A 23001-nucleotide genomic window follows, 5' to 3' on the forward strand; every position below is an offset into this window, starting at 1 on the left:
GCGGCGAAAGCCAAGGCGAAGGGCACGCCGGAGGAAGAGCTCGGCGCGCTGCTCAACAGCGGCGACACCTGGACGATTCTCTGAACGGTCCGGGCACGCAACCGGCGACGGATCCGATGCGTCAGAAGAGGTAGCACACCGATCACGTCGGTGAGCCCTCCCTGAGGTGGGGTGGCAGCGCGACGGGGTAACCCTCCGAAACCCTGTCACTCCATCTGGGCCACGCACGTTCAGCAGCGAAAACTACTGCAAGTAGTGGCTCCGTATACCGGTTGGAGATCAATTTCTCCGGGCACTGTAGTGTCGATGAAGCGGCGCGGGACACCCCGACAGCACGTAACCGCCGTGTGCTTAGGACTCCAGACCGCCCGTCGAGGCGAGATGCGGTGCAGGGCGCGCGGTGCAGGACGCGCGGTGCGCGGGTGCGGGTGCGGGGCGCGCGGGTGCGGGCGGTGCAGAGCTCGGGCGGTGCGCGGCGCGGGCGGTGCAGGGCGTGCGGAGCAGGGCGGAGCGGCGGCTATTCGACGGCGGAGAAGCGGATCGAGCCGGCGACCAGGTCCGGGTGCTCGATCGTGAGCGCGAGCGCCACCGACTCCTCCAGGCCCAGCGCACCGCCGGCGGCGTAGGCCTCGTCGAAGTCGGCGTCGCCCATCGAGGAGCGCAGCGCGGCCTGGTGGTCGGTCCAGTACGTGCCGAACCCGCCGGGCGAGCACCGCAGCCGCACCCGTGCCGCCTGGGCCGCGCCGAACAGGCGGGCGGCGGTCCCGGTCTCGCCGGCCAGGGAGCAGCGCACCGCGATGGCCATCAGGGTCTCGCAGACCCGCAGGTGGAACCCGAAGCTCATCCGGGACCGCAGCGCCACGATCAGGTGGTCGTGCGCCGCGACCAGGTCGCCGCGGGACAGCGCGACCAGCCCGAGCAGCATGTCGACGTGGCGCCGGCCGCGTTCCATCGGCCGTGAGTTCTCCAGGGTCCGGGCCGAGGCGAGGAGGTCGGCGGCCTCGTCCAGCGCGCCGCGGCGCCACAGCAGCTGCGCGAGGGCGTACACGGCGAAGAGGGTCTCGCCCGCCACGCCCTGCTCCTCGGCGAGGGCGATGACGTCCCGGCAGGTCCGCTCGGCCTCGTCGAAACGGCCCAGGTCCAGCAGCGGCGCGCCGCGGCCGGCGAGGACCCGGGCGATGAGGCCCGGGTCGCCGGCCCGCCTGGCGGCCGCCTCGGCGCGTTGCGAGAAGCGCAGCTCCTCGACCGTCTCCCCGTCGGCACCCGCGTGCAGGGAATGCAGGTGGTACGCGGCGGCGAGCTCCGCGTCGGGGACCGGCTCGCCGGTGGCGCTGATCCGCTCGTACAGGCGGAACAGCCACATGCGCCCCTCGCGGACGAGGCCGCGCTCGCGCCACCACTGGTCCAGCGCGCCCGCGACGGCGAGGCCCTGCCGGGCGCTGCCGCGGGTGACGGTCCAGTGCAGGGCGGCCCGCAGCTCGTCGGCGAGGGGGTCGAGGGTGTAGAGGGACAGCGTGACGGGGCGGCCGTCGGTGTCGAGGTACGCGTCGTGCGCGGCCTGCAGGCACCAGGCGACGTGCCGTTCCCGGGCGGACTCCTCCTCGCCGGCCTCGACGAGCAGCCGGGCGGCGTAGGCGCGGATCGGGTCGAGCATGCGGTAGGTCGCGTTGGCCGTGCCGGCCTCGGCCTGCAGCAGCGACTTGTCCACGAGGGTCGCCAGGGGGTCCAGGGGGTCGCCGTCGTGCAGCCACTCGATGGCGGGCAGGTCGACGGGGCTGGCGAAGACCGACAGCCAGCGCAGCAGCCGGGCGGCGCGTTCGTCGAGCGTCCGGTACGACCAGTCCACCGCCGCCTGCATCGTCCGGTGCCGGTCGGACGCCTCGACCGGGCCGCTGTGCCCGGCGTCGAGGATGCCCAGGACGTCGTCGATGCGGGTCGCGAGCTGCGCCGCGGACAGCAGCCGCAGCCGCGCCGCGGCGAGCTCCAGCGCGAGCGGGAGCCCTTCGAGGGCCTCGGCGACCCGGGTGAGCTGGGCGATGTCGCCGGGTTCGACGGGGCGCCCGCCGCGGGCCGCTGAGGCCCGGTCGACGAGGAGCGCGACGGCGTCGCTGAACCCTCCGCCGCTGGCCCGCTCGACCGACAGCGGCGGGATCCGCCAGACGACCTCGCCGGCCAGGCCGAGGGGCTCGCGGCTGGTCGCCAGGACGGTGATCGCCGGGCCCGCGGACAGCAGCCGGGAGACGAGCCGCCGGGCGGCGGGCAGTTGCGCGTCGGAGGTGTCGAGCAGGATCAGCATCCGCCGGTCGCGGACGTGGTCGGCGAGGGTCTGGATGACGGGCCGGCCCGGTTCTGGTCGCAGCCCGACGGCGGCGGCCACGGCGACGTCGACGAGGTCGCTGGTGGCCACGGCGCTGAGGTCGGCGAACCAGACCCCGTCCCGGAACTGTTCGACCAGTTCGCCGGCGGCCTCGACGGCGAGGCGGGTCTTTCCCGCTCCGCCGGCGCCGACGACGGTGACGATGCGGTGCGTGCCGATGAGGTCACGGACGGCTGCGCGTTCGGTGGCGCGGCCGATGAACCTGGTCGTCTGCACCGGCAGGTTGTGGGCGGGCGCGTCGATGGTGCGCGGCCGGGGGAACTGGCGGTCGAGGCCGGGCGCGACCAGCTGGAAGATCCGCTCGCAGCCGTCGAAGCCGCGCAGCCGGTGCAGGCCGAGGTCGAGCAGGTACGCGTCACCGACGAGCTCGCCGACCCTGGCCGCGGTGGCGGCGGAGCAGAGCACCTGGCCGCCGTGCGCGGCGGCGGCGACGCGGGCCGCGCGGTGCACCTCGGGTGAGGTGTACTCCCCGCCGTACGGCTCGGCGAATCCGGTGTGCAGGCCCATCCGGACCTTCGGCCGGGCGTCGGTGCCGTCGGCGGTGGTCGGCCAGTCGTGTGCGGCGAGTTGCCGCTGCGCCTCGATGCAGGCGGCGAGCGCGGCGGTGGCGTCGGCGAACGCGACGAAGAGAGAATCACCCTCGGTGAAGAGTTCAACACCGTCCGCTTTGGACAGTGCGCGGCGGATCACCTGCCGGTGCTCCTGGAGCACCGGCCGATACCCCGTGCCGAGCATCTGGGCCAGTCGAGTCGAGCCCTCGATGTCGGTGAACAGGAATGTCACCAGCCCGCTGGGCAGATGCGTCCGCGCCGACACGTGAAACCTCCGCCTCCCTTTTCAGGCGTGACCCATGTTTCCCCACCCAAGGGTCACGCGCATCGTAGAAACGGTCCCCACCAGCAACCCTCAAGGTCGATGAGACGCTGGTACATGCAGGTCAGCAAGCATACGGGGATGAAGCTCGAGTGGGTTTCGCGTGACGTAACGACAACGTGACCCAGGGAGTTGTGGCACGCGAGGCCACAACATCAAAGCCGTCCGGCGACTATTACGAAACCGGCGCGTAACAATGCATCAACAACCGCAGGATCCGCCGCAACAGCCGCCACCGGAAGGACGCGGTGCGGCGCCGCCCTGGTTGCCGCCGCCCACGGCGACGGTCGACAGCAGTTTCACCGTGTCGTCGTGGCCCGCGGGACACGCGGCGTTCGCGTTGGCTTCACTCATCGGCCGCTGGACTTCGAACGTGTCGCCGCAGGCCCGGCACCGGTACTCGTAACGAGGCATCCCCACAGGTTAGGCGACGGTGACACCCGCACGGGAATTGCGGAATACTCGACGGGTGGCACAGAAGCGCGGTCCCGATCCCGACGAGCAGCGACCCACCACAGTGGACACACTCTCGGTGACCGCGATCCGTCCCCCAGCGCCCGACGGATCCCTCGCGGCGCCCCCCGCACAGCCCCCAGCAGCGGCGGAGCCGCCGGCGCAGGGCAGGAGAGCGGCGAAGCAGGACACGGCCGATGAGAGCGGCTGGACGGCGCCGTCGGGCATGCCCGCGCAGCGCCACGTGCCGAAGCACGCGGCAAAGGAGCCCGGCGCGCCAGCACAAGGCGGGCCAGGACAAAGCGTGTCAGGACAAAGCGGGCCAGGACAGGGCGCACCAGGACAAAGCGGGACTGTTCCACCGGTGGGCGTCGACATCCTGCAGAGCCGGCCACCGCGGTTCGAGGGCCTGTGGCTGTGGCTGCGCCGCCCCGCGGGTCGCGCCGTCGTCGCCGGCATCGTCATCACGCTGGTGCTCGGCGTGGCGTTCGCGGCCGGCAGGTACCTGGTCCCGGCGGTCTCCAAGCCGCGGGCCGGCACGTCGGCCCCGCCGCCGCCGACGGCGACCCCCGGCGCGGTCGAGACCGGCGAGGCACCCGTGCCGCAGCCACCGACCGCCACGTTCACCCCGCCGGCGGGCACCCGGGAGCGTCCGTCGGACGTCCTGGCCGCGTGGGCCGGCCCGCGCGCGGTGAAGCTGAGCATCCCGGCGGTGGCCATGCAGGCGTATGGCTACGCGGAGCTGATCACCTCCCGCACCACGCCAGGGTGCAAACTGACCTGGACCACCCTCGCCGGCATCGCGAAGGTCGAGTCCGACCACGGCCGGACCAACGGCTCGCTGGTGCAGGAGGACGGCAAGTCGGTGCCGCCGATCGTCGGGCCGCCGCTGGACGGGCAGAGCAACCGCCAGGCGATCAAGGACACCGACGGCGGCGCGATCGACACCGACAAGACGTGGGACCGCGCGGTCGGTCCGATGCAGTTCCTGCCGAGCACCTGGAAGCAGTTCGGCGTCGACGCCGACGCCGACGGGGTGACCGACGTCAACGACATCGACGACGCGTCCCTGACCGCCGCCGCCTACCTGTGCTCAGGGGGCCGCGACCTGTCCACGGTGGAGGGTTGGAACGCCGCGATCCGCGCGTACAACATCCCCGACGAGTACCGCACGGCGGTGTTCAGCGCCACGAACGACTACGGCCGACGGGACCGGATCGGGTAAAGACGGGCCCGGATCGAGGGGAAGACGGGCCCGGACCGGGTAGATGAAGGCCACGCTCTGCGCCGCGGTACTTCCGCTGAGCCACAAAGGTAGGCAAGCTTGACTCCGTGATGGTGCGCGAGTGGGACCCAGGGACCGCGTCCGCGGCCGAGATCGAGGCGGTGCTGCGGGCGCTGAACGAGATCGTGGCGTTCGACGTGCCGGAGGATCCGCCGTGGCGCGACATCAAGTTCCGGGAATACCTCGCGGTGACGATGCCCGGTGAGCGGCGCACGTCGTGGCTGGCCGTCGACGAGTCCGGTGCGGTGCTCGGCCACGCGAGCCTGCTCGCGCTGGAGGAGATCGGCGTGCTGGAGCTGTCGGTGCGCCCGTCCGCGCGCCGCGGTCACGTCGGCACGGCGTTGCTCGCGGCGGTGGCCCGCCGGGCCGCCGAGGAGGGGTTCGAGTCGGTCGGGGTCGAGGTGATCGGCGGCACCCCGAGCGGCAAGTTCTTCGAGTCGTTCGGTTTCGAGTGCGCGTTCATCGAGCAGCGCAACCTGCTCGACCTGGGCGGCGTCGACTGGCTGCGGCTGGGCGAGATGGCCGCCGGCATCGGCGCCGGCTACCGGGTCGAGTATCACCCGGGCGGCCCGCCGGAGCAGCACTACGCGGCGTACGCGGCGGCGAAGGAGGCGGCCAGGGCGTCGGTCGTGGAGGACCTGGCGCTGCGGCCGAGCTCCTACGACGCGGAGCGGCTCCGGGCCAGCCTGGCGACGCTGCACGCGCGTGGCCTGCAGCCGTACATCGTCCTGGCGGTGCACGAGTCGTCCGACACGATCGCGGGGCTCACCGAGGTCGTGGTGCCCGCGCAGCGGCCGACCCGCGCCGACCAGTACGACACGATCGAGGTCCCCGCCCACCGCGGCTACGGGATCAGCCGGGCGATCAAGGCCAGGATGCTGTTCGAGCTGCGCGCGGCGGAGCCGCACCTGCTGGACGTGCAGACGTGGAACGCGACGGAGAACGAGCCGCTGTTGAAGGTCAACGCGGAGCTGGGCTTCAAGCCGGACCGCGAGTGGCGCGAGTACGACGCGGACGTCATCGACCTGCTGAGACGGCTGAGGAACGTCTGAGTAAACGGCTCAGCTAGGTGCCCAGGGACCTTGGACGAAGGTCCCTTCGGTGGTGAACGGGAACGAGTTGTAGGCGCAGCCGTTCAGCGCGATCGTCTGGGTCTGCATGATCGGCGCGGGGCCGGAACCCGGGCACTTCATGTGGTCGAAGCCCAGGAAGTGGCCCATCTCGTGGTTGATCGTGTTGGCGTGGAAGTCCACGCCCGGCGCCCCGTCGATGCCCTTGAGCCAGCGGCGCAGGTTGAGCAGGATGGTCTGGCCGTAACGGCAGGAGTAAATACCCTGGGTGTTGACGCCGACGGCCTTGCACAGCTTGTCGACGGTGCCGGGGGTGGCCAGCCGCAGCCGCACGCTGAAGTCCTCGCCGCTGACCCGCTGGAAGGACCAGCTGGCGTCGGCGAGCTTGTTGGACGGATACGTCACCGGATGCTCGGCCGACATCGTCCAGCCGAGCTGGGCGCCGATGGCGCGCTCGACCTCGGCGGCGGTCTTGTCGGTGGTCCAGACCGGGTTGGCACCCCACTGGATGCCGTTCTCGACCTCGACGCGGTACTTGACCAGGGTCGTGCCCGTGCCGACGATCCCGGTCCCGCCGGCCGCGACGGTGAACGTGCCCGCGGCCGTGGCCGGCACGCCGTCGCTGCCCGGTGCCGCGGGCTTCGCCCCGCCGGTGTCGCCGCCGGCCGTGACCTGCTTCTTCAGCGTCGTCGACGGCTTCGGCGCGGGCTTCTTGCTCGCCTTGGGCGACGCAGAGGCGGAGGCGGAAGGCGGAGGGGGCGCAGCGGCCGACGAAGGCTCGGGCGACACCACCGCGGCGACACTCGGTACCGCTGCCGCCGCATCAGACTTGTCGGACTTTTCGCCACATGCGGTCAATCCGAAGGTGACCACCAGCGCCAACGTCAACCCCACGCGTGTCCCCAGCACCCGGGCAGCCTAGCCAATCCCGGCACGCGGAGGGGCCCCGGGCAATGCCCGGGGCCCCCTTTGTCGCAAACCTACGGAAGGGTCCACTTCTGGTTGGCGGCGTTGGCGACGCAGGTCCAGAGGTGCACGACGGTGCTGTCCGCGGAGTTGTTGCCGGACACGTCGAGGCACTTGCCGGACTGCGGGTTGCGCAGCGTCCCGTCGGCGTTCGGCGCCCAGTTCTGCGCGGCGGAGCCGTTGCAGGTCCACAGCTGGATCTTGGTGCCGTCGGCGGAACCGCCACCGGACACGTCGAGGCACTTGTTCAGTGCCCGCAGCGTCTGGCCGTTGCGGGTCCAGGTCTGCGCACCCGAGCCGTTGCAGGTGTACAGCTGGATCTGGGTGCCGTCGGCGGTGCCGCTGGCGCGCACGTCGAGGCACTTACCGGCGAGACCCTTGATCGGGCCGACCCCGGTCGGCGGCGTCGACGTCTTGACGAAGGTGATGTCGTCGACGTCGAAGAGCCCGGTGCCGGTGCCCGTGAACGTGAGGAAGATGTTCGCGTTGCCCGACGGCACGCCGGTCAGCGTGGTCGTCACGTTGGCGTAGGTGTCCCAGCTGCCGGTGTTCGGCACGTTGACGGTGCCGAGGATCGTGCCGGTCTGCGAGCCGTTGCGGATCTGGATCTGGCCACCGGCGCCGCCGGAGACGACCCGCGCCCGGAAGGACGTGGCACCGCCGACGTTCACGTTGTTGTAGCCGGCCCAGTCGTTCGGGTCGATGTAGCCGAGGGTCTGGCCGTTGTTGGCGCCGGCCTTGGTGAACGCCTGCGCGCCGCTGACGGAGCTGAAGGACTCGGCCTGCACGGTCACGTCGGTGGTGGGCGTGCCGAGCTCCTTGACCCGCACGTTGCGGAACGAGGCGGTGTCGCCGCTGCCGTGGTTCTGGATGCCGATGTAGCCGTCGAGGTTGCGGGCCGGGTCGGTGTTGGTGAAGTCGTTGATCAGCGAGCCGTTGAGGTAGATCCGGATCCGCTGGCCCTCGACCAGCAGCTCGTAGGTGTTCCACTCGCCGGCCGGGTTGAGCGCCGCGTCCCGGGCCGCGATGTCCGCGGACTTGAACGTGTAGACGGCGCCGGTGGTGCGGTCGGCGGCGTCGGTCGCGTCGATCTGGATCTCGTAGCCCTGGTTGACGGCGACCCACGGGTCGGTGCCGGGGTTCGGGAAGCCGACGAAGATGCCGGAGTTGCTGTCGCCGGTGAGCCGCCAGTCAGCCTTCAGCGAGTACGAGGTGTACTGCTTCGCGCTGTACCAGAACAGCCCCATGCCGCCGGTGGAGGTCAGCGTCGCGTCGGTGTTGGTGAAGCTGCCGGGGCCGGCCTGCGACCAGCCGGTCGTCGAGCCGTTGTAGATCGCGGTGTAGCCGCTCTCCGGACGGCAGTCGGCCTTGGCGCGCTTCGACGCGTACCGGATGCCGCCGAGGAGCTCGTTGCGGAAGTTGCCGTCGCTGTACGACTCCTGCGTGTGCCCGAACCCGGTGTAGAACGAGCGACCGCTGTCGATCGTCTTGCACCAGGTGATCGGGTGGTCCGCGCCCATCGAGCCACCGGAGTAGGACGACTCGTCCAGCGTCGCCAGGACGCGGGCGCTGCCGCGCGGGTTGGTCTGGTAGTTGTACAGCTCGTCGGTGCGGGTCCAGGTCTGCGGCAGGTGTGCCGTCGCCGGGTGGGCCCGGTTCTCGGTCTTGGAGTTGACCTGCTGGATCGCCGGGTGCGAGGCGAACCACGCGCCGACGAGGTTGCCGTAGAACGGCCAGCTGTACTCGGTGTCCGCGGCCGCGTGGACACCGACGTAACCGCCGCCGCCGCGCACGTAGGACTCGAACGCGGTCTGCTGGGTGTCGTTGAGCACGTCACCGGTGGTGTTGAGGAAGACGACGGCCTCGTACTGCGCGAGGTTGCCGGTCGTGAACGCGGCGGCGTCCTCGGTGGCGGTCACGGTGAAGTTGTTCGCCGCGCCCAGCTGCTGGATCGCGGTGATGCCGGCCGGGATCGCGTCGTGGCGGAACCCGGCGGTCTTGGAGAACACGAGCACGTCGTAGGGCGCGTCGGCGGCGACGGCCGGGGACGCGGCGGTCAGGGTGCCGGCGGTGAGGGCGATGGCGGCGCCCACTCCGGCGAGAATCTTGCGCACGGAATCTCCTTAGCAGGGAGGGAGGCGCCCGTGTGGCGGCACGGGCGCCCGATCACCTCGTTAGGGCAGGGTCCACTTCTGGTTTGCTCCGGTGCCACAGGTCCAGAGGTGCACGACGGTGCTGTCCGCGGAGTTGTTGCCGGACACGTCGAGGCACTTGCCGGACTGCGGGTTGCGCAGCGTCCCGTCGGCGTTCGGCGCCCAGTTCTGCGCGCCGGAGCCGTTGCAGGTCCACAGCTGGATCTTCGTGCCGTCGGCGGAACCGCCACCGGACACGTCGAGGCACTTGCCGAGGGACTGCAGGGTCTGACCGGATCGCGTCCAGGTCTGCGCGTTGGTGCCATTGCAGGTGTACAGCTGGATCTGCGTGCCGTCGGCGGTGGCGGCGCTGCGCACGTCGAGGCACTTGCCCGCGAGACCCTTGACCGGCCCGATGCCGCTGCTGCTGGTCGTGAACGTGAAGCTGTCCACGTCGAACAGGGCGGCGGTGCCCGTGCCGGCGAACGTCACGTAGAGCGACGTGGTGCCGGCCGGTGCGCCGCTGATCGGCGCGGTCACCGTCGTGAATGTCTCCCACGAGCCCGTCACCGGGATGGTGGCGGAGCCGATGATCGTGCCCGTCGGCGAGCCGGTGCGGAACTGCACGGTGCCACCGGTGCCGCCGGACGACGCCCGCACGGAGACCGAGGTGGCGTTGTTCAGCTTGTACGGGTCGAACTGGATCCAGTCGCCGTTGTTGATGTCGCCGACCGTCTTGCCGCCCTCGGCCGTCGTCTTGGTGAACGTGTTGATGCCCGACGACGTCTTGAAGTGCTCCGCCTGCCGCTTGCGGGGCTGGAGGATGTTCTGCGCGTGGACGGTCAGCCCGCCGTTGTCGGTGTACGAGGCGTCGAAGATCGGGAAGATGTTCGCCGCGTCGTCGTGCTCACCGTCGACCGGGATGTTGATCGTGCCGGTGCACCCGTTCTGCGAGGTGATCTGGTGGGCGTGCTGGTCGTGGCCCAGGACGTAGGTCATGGTGATCCGCGAGCAGGTGATCGCCCCGTCCTCGGGGTCGGTGACCGTGACGCTCCACGGCACGCTGTCGCCGAAGGACACCAGCTGCCCGGACGCCGGCGCGTTGATGACGACCGTCGGCGCGGTGTTGCCGACGCTGATCAGCACGCTGGAGGTGGCCGGGGCGTTCTGGTTGTCCCGCACCGTCAACGTCGCGGTGTAGGTGCCGTTGGTGGTGTACGTGTACGACGGGTTCGCCGCGGTCGAGTCCTGGGTGCCGTTGCCGTCGAAGTCCCACGAGTAGGTCAGCGGCCCGCCCTCCGGGTCACTGGACCCGGCGGAGGAGAACGTCACCGCGAGGGGTGCCGCACCCGAGGTCTTGTTGGCGCCGGCGACCGCGGTCGGCGCGCGGTTGCCGCCACCCACGTAGTCGTAGCGGTACAGGGCCGAGTTGGCGTCGCCGTTGAAGTAGCCGGTGCCGTAGTCCAGGACGTACAGCGCGCCGTCGGGGCCGAACTGCATGTCCATGACCTGCTTGCCGCCCCACGGGAACGTGTCGATCGCGCCGCGGGTGCCGTCGCTGTTGACGACGATCGGCTTGATCCAGCCGCGGCCGAACTCACCGGCGAAGAACATCCCGTTGAACGCCGCCGGGAACTTCGTCGCCGACGGGTTCGCCGCGTCGTAGCGGTACACCGGGCCGCCCATCGGCGACTCGGAGCCGCCGCCGAACTCGGCCGGGGTGCCGGAGTCGCCGCCGTACTTGATCCACGCGGGACGCGCGGCGGGCAGGGTGCCCTGGCCCGTGTTGCGGAACGAGTTGTTCGTCGGCCCGCCGGCGCAGTTGAACTTCGCGCCCGTCGTGCCGTTGGAGAAGTTCCACTCGTTGTAGATCTCGCTGGTGGTGTTGCTGCCGGTGCAGTAAGGCCAGCCGTAGTTGCCCGGCGACGTGATCCGGTTGAACTCGACCTGGCCGGACGGGCCGCGGTTGGCGTCGGTGGTGCCGGCGTCGGGGCCGTAGTCGCCGACGTAGACGATGCCGGTGGCCTTGTCGACGCTCATCCGGAACGGGTTGCGGAAGCCCATCGCGTAGATCTCGGGCCGGGTGTTGGCGGTCCCGGACGCGAAGAGGTTGCCCGACGGGATGCTGTACGTGCCGTTGGCGTTGACCTTGATCCGCAGGATCTTGCCCCGCAGGTCGTTGGTGTTGCCGGCGGAACGCTGCGCGTCGTAGGCCGGGTTCCGGTTCGTCCGCTCGTCCAGCGGCGAGTAGCCCGCCGAGTCGAACGGGTTGGAGTCGTCGCCGGTCGACAGGTACAGGTTGCCGGCCGCGTCGAAGTCGATGTCGCCGCCGACGTGGCAGCAGATGCCGCGGTTCGCGGGCACGTCCAGGATGTTGACCTGGCTGCTCATGTTGACGGTGAAGTTCGCGTTGAGGGTGAACCGGGAGAGGCGGTTGACCCCGGTCCAGGTGGCCCAGTCGGTGTCGGTGCCGGTGGCCGGCGCGTCGCCCGCGGGGGTGCTCAGCGGCGGCGCGTAGTACAGGTAGATGTAGCGGTTGGTGGCGAAGTTCGGGTCGGCCGCGACGCCCTGCAGGCCTTCCTCGTCGTGCTGGTAGACCGGGATGTTGGCGATCACGGACGTGGTGCCGTTGGCGTCGGTGCGCCGCAGCGTGCCGTTGCGGGCGGTGTGCAGCACCGAGCGGTCGGGCAGCACGGAGATGGTCAGCGGCTCGCCGACCTCCGGCTCGCCCTTGGCGAGGGTGACCTGCTGGAAGTCGGCGGCGTTGATCGCCGCCGCCGCGGGGCCGGCCTGGACGACGAGGGCGCTGATGCTCGCCGAGACAAGGAGCAGGGCGGCACCCATCGGCCGCCATCGATGACGTGAGGGTTGTTGGTTCACTGTGTCCCTTCCTGACTGAACGTGCCAGGCAGGGCGCGCGCCGCCGCGCCGGATGCCGTATGCCTCCGCAACACCTTCCATGTCCATCGATGTCACCGCTGCCGGCGGATAACATTGATGAAACACTCCAGTGTCGTGGAGGACACACTAGGAGCTTCGGACGAACCTGTCCACACTTTCCGACGCGTTGGCATGAACTTTTGTTTCGATAACCAAAAGTCACCGCTTGCTAGCTGACTGACCCCCAGCTCCGGCCCTCTGCGGCCCCTCTGCAGCCCTCTGCGACCCCCTCCCGGGTCAGCAGGGCTGGCGCCAGGCGTCGAGGCCTTCCTTCTTCTTCATCGACGAGAAGCGCAGGGCGGTCACCTTCGGGCAGAACTTGGCGGTGTCCACGTCGTACTCGACGTGGAAGACCGGCTTGCCGGCGGCGATGAACACCTTGAGGGTGTCGCACTCGTCGTAGTGGGCGCACTCCTCGTTGACCGCGAAGTCGAACGCCGGCTCGAGCGCCCGCGCCTGCTCGACGTCGTTCTTCAGGCCGACGCCGAGCCCGAGGCGGTGCGCGAGGTCGGCGACGCGCCGGTTGAAGGTCAGCTGGTCGTCGGCGGTCAGCGGGAAGCCGCTGTTGTTGGCGTAGCCGTCGACGTTGTCGGGCTCGACCGCGTCGAAGCCCTTGTCCCGGCAGACCTTGAACCTGGCCTCCAGCAGGGGCGCGAGGGTGTCCCAGCGGCGGATGTCGAGCCACTTCTCCCCCGGCCAGCCCTCCAGGCCCTTGCCGCGCACCGACTCCGGGAAGTTGCCGGCGTCGGCGCGGAAGTCCTCGTGCGCGCCGACGTTGACGTAGCAGATGACCCGGCGGCCGGCGGACCTCAGGCGGGCGACGTCGGCGGCGGAGGTGGTGACCGCGTCGACGTCGTACACGTCGACGGCCACGGACGTGTCGAGGGTGCCGGTCAGCTGCCACTGCCAGGTGGCCCCGACCGCCGGCTTCCACCAGCCGGCGGCAGCGGCGCCGGACGGCGCAACGGACGCGGAGCCCGACGGCGACGCGGAGCCGAGGCCACCGAAGGCGGACGGCGGCACGGCGGCGGTCCGCGGCGTGCCCCGGCCCCCACCCGGCCCGTCGCCGTCGCCGTCGCCGGAGTTCGTGCAGGCGGCCGCGTACAGCACGGTCAGCAGGATCAGGCCGCACAGGGCGAAGCGGAGCCGGCGGTCGGTCACCGGGCCGCGGCCCGTTCGCGCACGACCGTCGGGATCCCCTCGTACGGCAGGGGCGCGGGCAGGTCGGTGACGAGGCCGTGCGGCGCCCTGGACAGCAGCAGCGCGGTCGCGGTGCCGACGCGTTCGGTCGGCACGCCGTAGACGAGGTGCGCCGCGTTCGGCCAGTCACGGCCGTCGGGCAGCCCGTACGCCGGTGGGGCGTCCACGTAGGACTCCCAGGAGCCCTCGAACGTGCACACGACGTCGGCCAGGTCCGCGTAGCCGGGCAGGCACCTGGTCCCCGGGTTGAGCACCACCGATCCGCGCACCGCCCGCACCACCTGCGTCACGTAGGCCAGGCCGGCCGCGTCCGCCGGCACCTGGTCGAAGAAGATACCGCCGACCGGATACTGCGCCCAGCCGACGATGTCGCACCACACCTCGCCGTTGGCGCGGTTGCCGTAGTCGAGGTCGACGTAGCCGAGCATCCGCACGCCGGAGCGGTGCAGGCGGGCGGTCGCGACCGCGTACACCTCGTCGCGGCCGGCACCGCCGGGTCCGTTGTGGACGTTGACGATCGTCGTCGGCCGTTCGGTGCTGCGGCACAGCGACTCCCACGCGTCGGGGTCGACGAGCGGGTGGACGTACAGCGGCAGGAGCATCATCGGTAACTCTCCGGGTCACGCAGGACGAGCGCCGCGACGGCGAGGCCGGGCAGGCCGGCTCCGAGCAGGGTCGCGACGGCGAGGGTTTCGGTGAACGTGGGTGCGACGTGCACCAGGGCGGGGGCCCAGTGTCCGACGCCCGCGACGAGCAGCGTCGGCCACCAGACGACGAGGGCGGCGGTGCCGGCCCGGCCGTGCGCGGCGAGGACCAGGCACAGCGCGTACACGCCGGTGAGCAGGACCGCGGCGGCCAGGGCCTGCCCGCCGGGGCCGCTGAGGCCGACCCAGACGGCGCCGGCGATCGCGGCGCCGAGCGCGACGGGGACGCTCAACACAAGAACGGTGACCTTGCTGATCCGGGCGAGCCGCCGGTCGAAGGCGCCGCGGTCGGCGAGGACGGCCCGCGCGTAGGCGATGCGCCGCTGATGCCACACCAGCGTCAGCTCGATCAACGGCACCCCGACGAGCAGCGGGACCGCCTCGACCGGGACGCGGTGCGGCGCGATCCCGTCGAGGGCGACGGCCCGCAGCAGCGCCGCCTGGCCGGTGCCGACGAGACCGTAGAGCAGGGCGTAGCCGATGTCGCCGCGCCAGGACCGCCACCGCCGCCACGGCATCCGGCCGCTGACGTCGGCGCCGACGACGGGCCGGAACGCGACGGCGACGAGGGCGACGACCCCGCACAGGAGTCCAAACGCCGCCCAGGGGCCGAGCCCGGCGGCGAGCGCGGCGGTGGCCAGCCAGCACGGGACGGCCGCCGCGAGCACGACCCGTTCGCGGCCGGTGACGAGGGCGACGGCGGCGACCGCGAACAGTGCCAGCTGCACGGCGGCGACCGTGTACGCCCGCGCCCCGGTCCCGGTGAGCGCGAGCGCCCACAGGCCGGCGAGGCCGAGGAACCCGGCGCCGAGCAGCCGGGCGGCGGCGGTGACGCCCCGCTCCGACAGGGCCCGGTAGCCGAGGTAGGACAGGGCCTGCCCGCCGCCCCAGCCGAGCAGCAGCGTCCCGGTCGTGGCGAGCGGCGGGACACCGTCCACCTCGGACACGGCGCCGAGGCCGATGGCGAGCGGGGTCAGGTAGATGGTGGCCCGGGTGAGGGTGTCGGTGACGACGGCGCGGGCGGTCGGGCCCCGGTCGATCAGCGCCGTGTGCACTGCCGTCTCGGCGGTGTCGAGGGTACGGGCAACGACCCGCCCGGCCAGCGCGAACACCGATGGCATGCCGTACTCGCGGTCGGCGATGCGGTCGTTGATGCCGTTGGCCTCCAGGATCGCGGCGACCTCGTCGACGTCGACGGCGCCGGCGCAGTCCTCGCGCATCCGGTCGGCGAGCGCGGCGACCGGGTCGGTGGAGGCCCGCCCGACGAACCGCAGCGACTCGCCGCGGTCCAGCGTGGGCAGCCGCGCCCGGCGCTGCATGGGCACCACGACGAGCGAATCAGCACTCATGTCGTCCCCCGTGACGGTTTCGCCATGATCCGGGAGACCCCGTGTACCCAGGGGTGCACAGGGTCTTCCGGATCATGAGCACGGTGTCGGTCACACGGCCACCAGCACCGACGCGGGCACCGGCGCGGGCGGGGTGACGCGGCTGTCCGTCAGGGTTTCGTACCGGCCGCGGTAGGCGGTCAGGCAGCGGTCCAGGGTGTGCTCACGCAACGCCCGCTGCCGGCCGCGGTGACCGGTCCCGGCCCGCAGGTCCGGTGAGGTGAGCAGTGCGATGCACGCCGCACCGAACGCCTGCGGGTCGCGCGGCGGCACGACCAGTCCCGCGTCGCCGACCGCCTCGGCGACGCCGCCGACGTCGGTGCTGACCGTCGGCCGGCCGCACATCATCGCCTCCAGCACCGTGTAGGGCATGCCCTCGGAGATGCTGGACAGTGCCGCGACCTGACCCGCCGCGAACGCGTCCCGGCTGGTGGTACACGGCCCGGCCCAGGTGACGGCGTCGGTGAGGCCGAGTTCGGCGGCGGTGGCGCGGCACTCGGCGGCGTACGCCTCGTTGCCCGCGGGGACGGGACCGGCGAGGTGCAGCCGGGCGCCGGGCACGGCGGCCCGGACGACGGCGAGGGCCCGGATGAGCGTCTCCAGGTCCTTGAGCGGGTCGATCCGCCCGACCCACGAGATGACGGGTTCGGCCGGTTCGGTGCTCAGCGGCGGGAACCGGGCCGGGTCGACGCCGTTGCCGATGACGGCGACCTTCGCCGGGTCGGCGCCGTGCCGCACGGCCCACCGCGAGTTGAACCCGCTGACCGGGGTGATGAGGTCCGACTCCCAGTACGACAGCCGGGCCAAGGCCCGGTGGAACCGCAGCAGCGCCGTCTTCACCCCGGGCGTCTGGTCGCCCGCGGACAGGTACCGTTCGCGCAGGTAGACGCCGTGTTCGGTCATCAGGAACGGCACTCCGGTGCGCCACTTCGCGGCCAGGGCGACCATGGCGGACAGCCCGTTGGCGTTGGCGTGCACGAGGTCCGTGCCGGCGGGGAGCTCGGCGGCCAGGGGACGCAGCGCGTGCTCCAGCAGTACCCCGGCCACATCGGCGTCACGGAGGGTCAGCCGGGGCAGGTGGATGCCGTCGACCCTGGCCCGGGCCCACGCGTCGACCAGGATGTCGGCCAGCCCGACGCCGGCGAGGGGGTGGCGGCCGGTGCGGGCGGGCCGGAACCGGCCGGGGCGGGGCCGCGCGAGCTCGGCGAGCTCACGCAGCCCCTCGGTGAAGACGACCAGGTCGGCCGCGGTGTCGCCGAGCATCCCCCGGCACAGCCTCGCGGCGGCCCGTTCGGGCTTGCCGCGGGCCGGCCGGGCGGTGCCCCAGACCGGGACCGGGGTCAGCGACCGGACGTTGCCGGGCAGCCGCACGGCGGGCCGGTCCGGTTCGGTGCCGACGATGGCCACGAGGTCCCAGTCGACGTCGGGGAGCCCGCGCACCAGCTGGTCGCACCAGGTGCTGACGCCACCGGTGACGTACGGGTAGGTGCCTTCGTTGACGAGCGCGACACGCACGGCGCGGACCTCAGCTGCCCAGGCGGAGCTGCTGCGACGCGTTGCGGGTCAGGCTCCGCCAGGTGGAGCGCTCCCCGCCGTAGGGGTCGCCGAAGTTGCCGCCGGTGACCTCGATGCCGAGCACCGACATGGTGATGAGTTTGGTGCCGTTGGGCATGGTGACCGGCACGTCGAGGGTGCCGCTGCCCCGGTTGACGATGGTGACCTTGCCGTCGAGGGTGTAGGCCTCCACGGACCGGGCCTGCAGCGCCGCCGCCCACGCCGCCTGCCGCTTGTTCTGCAGCGCGGTGTCGGCGAACTTCGGGTTCACGATCGGGGTGGCGGTGGTGTAGGTGGCCGCGTACCGGGCGAGGACCGCGTCGAGCACCGGGTAGAGGATGCGGTCCTCGGCAAGGTTCGACTGGTGCGCGTAGTGCGGTGCCGGGTTGGTGGACACGAGGTGGTCGTAGGCGATGCGGGCCTCGATCGGCACGATGTAGGTGTCGAAGCCGTTGGCGCCGAGCGGGGTGATGCAGGTGGAGGCGGGGTTGTTCGCGCAGATGCCGCTGCCGCCGTCGGCCTGGCTGGTGTAGATCCAGTTGTACTCGTCGACCTCTTCGGCCTTCGTCGCCACGTTGTAGTAGATGTTCATCGGGTAGCGGGGCACGGTGACGGCGTTGCCGACGGGCCGGGCGGTCTGCTCGCGGGACGCGTCGGAGGCGATGTACTTGACGCCGGTGGCGTTCAGCGCGGGCGCCAGGTTCGGGTTGTCGGCCGGCATCTGCGGCAGCGTCCTGAGCCCGGAGTGCTCGCCGGTGACGAGCTCGCCGGCGTCGACCGTGATGCCCTTGCCCTTGGCCCAGTCGGTGTTGGTCTTGATCTGGGCGGTGATGTCGGCCTGCGACGTCCACTTCGTGGCGCCGTAGCCGTCGGTCGCGCACTTCCACGGCGACACCGTGAAGTCCTGGACGCAGCCGAGGTACGGGTGTTCGTAGGTGTGGTTGATCCAGCGGAACTGGGTCTTGTTGTTCACCATCGCGGTGGTCAGCGGGTCACCGGCGCCGGCTTCGACGCTGCCGCCGCCGTTGAAGGCGACGTCGAGCTTGAGGCCGTTGGCCTGCTGCCAGGCGATGAGGGCCTGGACGTCGGCGGGGGTCATCCGGATCGGCGTGTTCGCCGGTGTCCCCGGCCCGCAGTCGTCGCCGACGGTGCAGTTGTGCGTGGTGTCCCACCGGTCGTCGGGGAGGAACACGTCGTCGACGTGGACGCTGAAGAAGTTGCGGGTGACGCCGAGGTGGATGCCCTTGGTGAGCCAGGTGACGAGGCCGTGGCCGAGTTCCATGGCGTGGGTCTGGAACCGGTTCGCGGCGAGCGTGACGACGAGCTCCTCGCGGCCGTCGTGGGTGTAGACGCCCATGAGGGAGCCGCCGGCGCCGGCCATGCTGCCGGTGACCAGCGGGGTGAAGGTCGCACCGGCCGGCAGGGTGGCGGCGGGCACGCCGAAGTATCCGTAGGACTCGATCACGTTCGGGTCGCGGTCGTCGATGCGGACGGTGCCGTCGAGGTAGCCGAACCCGGCGGCCTTGCCTGCGTCGGTGACGTTCATGGTGGCGCCGTCCAGGACGCCGCTCCACGCGAGGTCCTGGCCGACGTTCGGGTTGGCCCAGGTGTACGCGTCGAGCCGGCGGATCTTGAACTCGCGCTCGAAGTCGGCGAGGGCGGTCGCCTCGGTGCCGGTGACCGCGCCCTCGTTCGGCACGATCACGCCCTGGAACTTGGCCCGGCGCACGCCGCTGACGGAGTCGGCGAGGAACGCGGGGGTGATCGCCGGGCGGCCGTTGTCGCCGAGGCCGAGCGCGTCGTAGGGGACGCCCTCACGGTCGAGCTGGGCGCGGAGCATGTCGATGCCGGTGCTGCCGTCGTCGAGCACGAGGACCCGCAGGTCGATGCGTTGCCTGGGTTCGGCGGCGAGGGCGGGGGTGGCGGCGAGGACGCCGGTGGCGGCGACGAGCGCGAAGGCTCCGGCGAGGACTCGCCGGCGGATCCGGAACTTCAACGTGGTGCTCCTTCGGGGGGAAGTTGCAGGTTGCGTTGCGGCTGTGCGGCTTCGGGTCTCCGGGACGGGGCGCGGCGGCTATGCGGCTTGGGTCTCCGGGACGGGGGTCGCGGCGGCGCTGCGGACGATCTCGTCGAGGTCGTGGCGGGCGCGCCAGCCGAGCAGTTCCTGGATGCGGGCCGGTGAGGCGACGACCGCGGCGGGGTCGCCGGCGCGTCGTGGGGCGACGGCGAACGGCAGCGGCCGTTGCAGGGCCCGCGCGACGGCGTCGATCATCTGGCGCACCGAGGCGCCCTCGCCGCGGCCGACGTTGAGCACCTCGTCGTGGATCTGCCGGTGGTGCAGCGCCAGGGCCGCCTTCACGTGCGCGTCGGCGATGTCCTCGACGTGGACGTAGTCGCGCACGGCCGTGCCGTCCGGGGTCGGGTAGTCGTCGCCGTAGACGGTCGCGGGGATTCCGGCCGCGGCGGCGCGCAGCAGGCGCGGCACGAGGTTGGTGCCGCCATGGTCGCGCAGGTTCGGCGCGCCGGCGCCGGCGACGTTGAAGTAGCGCAGCGCGGTCCAGCCGAAGCCGGCGCTGGCGGCCGCGTCGCGCAGCATCCACTCGCCGATCAGCTTGGTGCGGCCGTACGCGTTCTCGGGTGCCGTCCGGTCGAGCTCGGTGACCGGGGTCCCGGCCGGTGTGCCGTAGACGGCGGCGCTGGAGCTGAACAGGACCGACCGGGTGCCGGTGGCGGCGACGGCAGCGAGGACGCAGCGCAGGCCGTCGAGGTTGTCCTGGTAGTAGCGCAGCGGGTGGGCGGTCGACTCGGCGACGTCCTTGCGGGCGGCCAGGTGGATGACCCCGTCCGGCTGGTGGCGGCGGAACAGGTCGCGCATCGTGGTGCTGTCGCGCACGTCGGCGCGCACCAGCGGCACCCCGAGCGGCAGGCGGGCGGCGCGCCCGGTCGACAGGTCGTCGACGACGACCGATTCGACTCCGGACTCGCCGAGGGCGGTGACGACGTGCGCGCCGATGTACCCGGCGCCTCCAGTGACAAGCCATCTCACGTTGGGGGCAACGAGGGTCTATCACTACGAATCGGGCAACTGTCGGGTTCCTGACAGAACGAGCACCCGAAAGTCCGACGGAAGTCCCTCCACGGGTCCCGTAACCCAGTGTGGCCGACGACCCGACCAGCAGGTTTACGAACACGCCCAAAATGCCCGAAATGTACGTCCTGTGGTGAGCGAGCCGGGTCGCAACGCTCATCCCCGCCGAGCCGCTGCCGACAACAGGGGCGGAAGCGACGACCACGAGCGAAGGGGGTGGCACATGCCTGACGCTCGGCTGCCCATCCCGCTGTGGCCGTTCGGCCCGTTCCAGTCACTGACGCTCCAGGTGCACGAGCTGACCGTGCACGGCCGCAACTGCGAGGCCCTGGAGCTGGCCGACCGGCTCGAGCACGTCGTCGGCATCCTCGGCGACGACCGCTCCGTCGGCATGATCCGCCAGGGCCGGCTGTACGCGCTGATCAGCCTCGGCCGGCTGCACGAGGCCCTGGAGGAGGGCGAGCGCCTCCTGCGGATGCACCGGTCCGCGGGCACCCGCACCGGCGAGGCGAAGATCCTCGCCGACACCGCCGAGATCCTGATCAAACTGGGGCTGCTGGACGAGGGCCTGCACCGCCTCGCCAACGCGTTGCGGCTGCTGGAGAGCATCCCGCGCGGCAACATCCGGTACATCTCCGCCATGTCGTCGGTCAGCGAGGCCGCCCGCGCCGCCGAACTGTACGAGCTCGCCGACGAGGTCTCCGCGTTCGCGGTCGAGTCCTTCACCCCGGGCACCGACCAGCGCGCCGCCGCCGAGCTCCAGCGCGCCGAGCTCCTCCTCGAATGGGGGCTGCGGCTCGAGCACGTCGGCCTGGTCGAAGAGGCCAACGTGCGCTTCGCCCGCAGCGTCGGGCTGGTCCGGTACTGGGTGCAGCACCACTACCACGACGCGCCCCTCGCGACCGTCCTCTACGCCCTCGGCCTGGTCAAGATCGGCGCCGTCGAGGAGGCGCTCACCCTGGCCGACTCGCTGGTCGTGCCGCTGCGCGACAACGGCCACGAACACGAGGCCCGCCTCGCCCACCTGGCCTACGGCATCGCCCTGCGCCGCAGCGGTCGCCTCCGCGAGGCCCGGCGCGAGTTCCTCGCCGCCGACGAGCTCGCCCCGCTGAGCCCGCAGCGGCTGATCTTCCAGTACGAGCTGGCCCTGCTCGCCGCCGCCGAGCAGCCCGGCGACTCCACGGGTGCGCTGCTCAACGCGGTCCGCGCGCACGCCCGGCACCTCTGGCGGCTGCGGCTGGAACGCCGCTCGATGCTGCAGCAGGCCCGCCGCCGCGTCGACCTGGAGGCGGCCAGGGCCAGCGCCGACCGCGACGCCGCGCAGGACGCCCTGACCGGGCTCGGCAACCGCCGGCAGTTCGACCGTCAGCTCGACGCGGTCACCGGCACCGGCGGCGCGGCCGTGCTGCTCCTCGTCGACATCGACCGGTTCAAGGGCATCAACGACCACTTCTCCCACATCGTCGGCGACCGGGTCCTGCGCGAGATCGCCGCGATCCTGCGCGCCCACTGCCGCCCCGAGGACGTGGCCGTCCGCCTCGGCGGCGACGAGTTCGCCCTCTTCCTGCGGGCCGACCTGCCCACCGCCGCCCGCATCGGCGAACGCATCCGCGACGTCGTCACCGGCCGCGACTGGAACCAGGTCGCGTTCGGCCTCCGCGTGACGCTGAGCATCGGCGTCGCGGCGCTGCACGACGGCATGGACGGCCGGGAGCTCTACGACCGGGCCGACCGCAACCTGTATGTCGCCAAACGCGGCGGGCGGGACCGCGTCGCCGCCTGAACGCACGCGCCAGCGCGGACCGCGTCGCTGCCTGAGCGGCGGGCAGCGGCGGCAGACCGCGTCGCCGACTGCATGGCGGAGCGGCACGGGCTGCGACGTCGGTGTGCGCTCTGCTTCATCAAACCGTACCCCGGCCGACCTAATCGTCCGACGGGATCGTCACCCGTTGTAACCGCCGCGGTTTGACAAAAGGGCGGTCAGGCGCGCAGGAGCCGGGCGGCGTCCACGGCCCAGTAGGTGAGGATCATGGAAGCGCCGGCGCGGCGGATCGAGGTCAGGGTCTCCAGCACGACCCGGTCCCGGTCGAGCCAGCCGTTGGCCACGGCGGCCTCGACCATCGCGTACTCGCCGGAGACCTGGTAGGCGGCGACCGGCACGTCCACCGCCTCGGCGACCTTGGTGAGCACGTCGAGGTACGGCAGCGCCGGCTTGACCATGACCATGTCGGCGCCCTCCTCGATGTCGAGGGCGACCTCCCGCAGCGACTCGCGGACGTTGCCGGGATCCTGCTGGTAGGTCTTGCGGTCCCCGACGAGCGCGGATTCGACCGCCTCGCGGAACGGGCCGTAGAAGGCGCTGGCGTACTTGACCGCGTAGGCGAGCAGCGCGACGTCGGTGTACCCGGCCGCGTCCAGGGCCTGGCGGGCGACGCCGACCTGGCCGTCCATCATGCCGGAGGGGCCGAGGACGTGCGCGCCGGCGGCGGCCTGCGCCACGGCCAGGTCGGCGTACGCCCGCAGCGTGGCGTCGTTGTCGACGGTGCCGTCCGCGGCGAGGACGCCGCAGTGCCCGTGCGAGGTGAACTCGTCGAGGCACAGGTCACTCATGACGACGGTGGCGTCGCCGACCTCGGCGACCACGTCGCGGATGGCGACGTTGAGGATGCCGTCGGGGTCGACACCGGCCGAGCCGGTCTCGTCCCGGGTCTCGGGGACGCCGAAGAGCATGATCCCGCCGACCCCCGCGTGGACCGCCTCGGCGGCGGCCTTGCGCAGGGACTCCCGGGAGTGCTGGACGACGCCGGGCAGCGACGAGATGGCGCGCGGCTCGGCGAGCCCCTCCTTGACGAACATGGGCAGGATGAGGTTCGACGGCTCGACGTGCGTCTCGGCGACGAGCCGTCGCATCGCTGGGGTACGACGCAGCCGACGGGGGCGGACGGTCGGGAAACCAGCCATGATGCGAACC

Annotated in this window: 16 protein-coding genes; 4 read left to right on the top strand and 12 right to left on the bottom strand. The window is 71.8% G+C overall.

Annotated elements, in window-relative coordinates; genetic code table 11:
- Positions 1-517: 517 nt before the first annotated feature.
- Positions 518-3193 carry a winged helix-turn-helix domain-containing protein gene (locus Dsi01nite_RS42230; RefSeq protein WP_203852052.1) on the bottom strand — a complete coding sequence of 892 codons (2676 nt, stop codon included), beginning with the start codon at positions 3191-3193 and terminating at the stop codon, positions 518-520.
- Positions 3194-3451: 258 nt separating this feature from the next.
- Positions 3452-3664, bottom strand: a complete 213-nt coding sequence (locus Dsi01nite_RS42235) for an FmdB family zinc ribbon protein (RefSeq protein WP_203852053.1) — start codon at positions 3662-3664, stop codon at positions 3452-3454.
- A 403-nt stretch (positions 3665-4067) separates the two neighbouring features.
- Between Dsi01nite_RS42235 and Dsi01nite_RS42240 the strand changes: the two genes are divergently transcribed.
- Both Dsi01nite_RS42240 and Dsi01nite_RS42245 read left to right on the top strand, forming a co-directional pair.
- A complete protein-coding gene (locus tag Dsi01nite_RS42240) occupies positions 4068-4928 on the top strand; it encodes a lytic transglycosylase domain-containing protein (protein ID WP_203852054.1) in 861 nt (286 codons plus the stop codon).
- 110 nt (positions 4929-5038) lie between these two features.
- Positions 5039-6040: a GNAT family N-acetyltransferase gene (locus tag Dsi01nite_RS42245; protein ID WP_203852142.1), complete on the top strand. Its 1002-nt coding sequence runs from the start codon at positions 5039-5041 to the stop codon at positions 6038-6040.
- A 9-nt stretch (positions 6041-6049) separates the two neighbouring features.
- Here Dsi01nite_RS42245 and Dsi01nite_RS42250 read toward each other — a convergent pair whose 3' ends face one another.
- Complete coding sequence (locus Dsi01nite_RS42250; protein ID WP_203852055.1) at positions 6050-6673, bottom strand: DUF3152 domain-containing protein; 624 nt, start codon at positions 6671-6673, stop codon at positions 6050-6052.
- On the opposite strand from Dsi01nite_RS42250, the gene Dsi01nite_RS42255 reads away from it, so the two are divergent.
- The gene (locus Dsi01nite_RS42255) at positions 6663-6980 is read left to right on the top strand and encodes a hypothetical protein (RefSeq protein ID WP_203852056.1); all 318 of its coding nucleotides are present in this window, start codon (positions 6663-6665) and stop codon (positions 6978-6980) included. The two genes, Dsi01nite_RS42250 and Dsi01nite_RS42255, sit on opposite strands and share 11 nt — an antisense overlap.
- A 58-nt stretch (positions 6981-7038) precedes the next feature.
- On the opposite strand, the gene Dsi01nite_RS42260 is transcribed toward Dsi01nite_RS42255, so the two are convergent.
- The 8 genes from Dsi01nite_RS42260 to galE all read right to left on the bottom strand — a co-directional run bounded on the left by Dsi01nite_RS42260 (position 7039) and on the right by galE (position 19988).
- Positions 7039-9138, bottom strand: coding sequence for a ThuA domain-containing protein (locus Dsi01nite_RS42260; protein WP_203852057.1), 2100 nt, complete (start codon positions 9136-9138; stop codon positions 7039-7041).
- A 60-nt stretch (positions 9139-9198) separates the two neighbouring features.
- Positions 9199-12000, bottom strand: coding sequence for a PQQ-dependent sugar dehydrogenase (locus Dsi01nite_RS42265; protein WP_203852058.1), 2802 nt, complete (start codon positions 11998-12000; stop codon positions 9199-9201).
- A 333-nt stretch (positions 12001-12333) separates the two neighbouring features.
- Positions 12334-13257, bottom strand: coding sequence for an endo alpha-1,4 polygalactosaminidase (locus Dsi01nite_RS42270; RefSeq protein ID WP_239136578.1), 924 nt, complete (start codon positions 13255-13257; stop codon positions 12334-12336).
- Entirely contained in the window at positions 13254-13901 is a 648-nt protein-coding gene (locus Dsi01nite_RS42275; RefSeq protein ID WP_203852059.1) for a spherulation-specific family 4 protein, read from the bottom strand. Before Dsi01nite_RS42275 ends, Dsi01nite_RS42270 begins: the two co-directional genes overlap by 4 nt.
- Positions 13898-15349: a hypothetical protein gene (locus Dsi01nite_RS42280; protein ID WP_203852060.1), complete on the bottom strand. Its 1452-nt coding sequence runs from the start codon at positions 15347-15349 to the stop codon at positions 13898-13900. Before Dsi01nite_RS42280 ends, Dsi01nite_RS42275 begins: the two co-directional genes overlap by 4 nt.
- A gap of 90 nt (positions 15350-15439) precedes the next feature.
- A complete protein-coding gene (gene pelF, locus Dsi01nite_RS42285; RefSeq protein ID WP_203852061.1) occupies positions 15440-16903 on the bottom strand; it encodes a GT4 family glycosyltransferase PelF in 1464 nt (487 codons plus the stop codon).
- 10 nt (positions 16904-16913) lie between these two features.
- Positions 16914-18938, bottom strand: coding sequence for a hypothetical protein (locus Dsi01nite_RS42290; RefSeq protein ID WP_203852062.1), 2025 nt, complete (start codon positions 18936-18938; stop codon positions 16914-16916).
- 78 nt (positions 18939-19016) lie between these two features.
- On the bottom strand, positions 19017-19988 hold the full coding sequence (galE, locus tag Dsi01nite_RS42295) for a UDP-glucose 4-epimerase GalE (protein WP_203852063.1): 972 nt from the start codon (positions 19986-19988) through the stop codon (positions 19017-19019).
- Between the two features lie 265 nt (positions 19989-20253).
- On the opposite strand from galE, the gene Dsi01nite_RS42300 reads away from it, so the two are divergent.
- Positions 20254-21813: a GGDEF domain-containing protein gene (locus Dsi01nite_RS42300; protein ID WP_203852064.1), complete on the top strand. Its 1560-nt coding sequence runs from the start codon at positions 20254-20256 to the stop codon at positions 21811-21813.
- Between the two features lie 197 nt (positions 21814-22010).
- On the opposite strand, the gene hemB is transcribed toward Dsi01nite_RS42300, so the two are convergent.
- Positions 22011-22991: a porphobilinogen synthase gene (gene hemB / locus Dsi01nite_RS42305; protein ID WP_203852065.1), complete on the bottom strand. Its 981-nt coding sequence runs from the start codon at positions 22989-22991 to the stop codon at positions 22011-22013.
- Positions 22992-23001 lie beyond the last annotated feature (10 nt).

It is taken from the genome of Dactylosporangium siamense (genome assembly GCF_016862795.1).
GTDB classification, from domain to species: Bacteria; Actinomycetota; Actinomycetes; order Mycobacteriales; family Micromonosporaceae; genus Dactylosporangium; species Dactylosporangium siamense.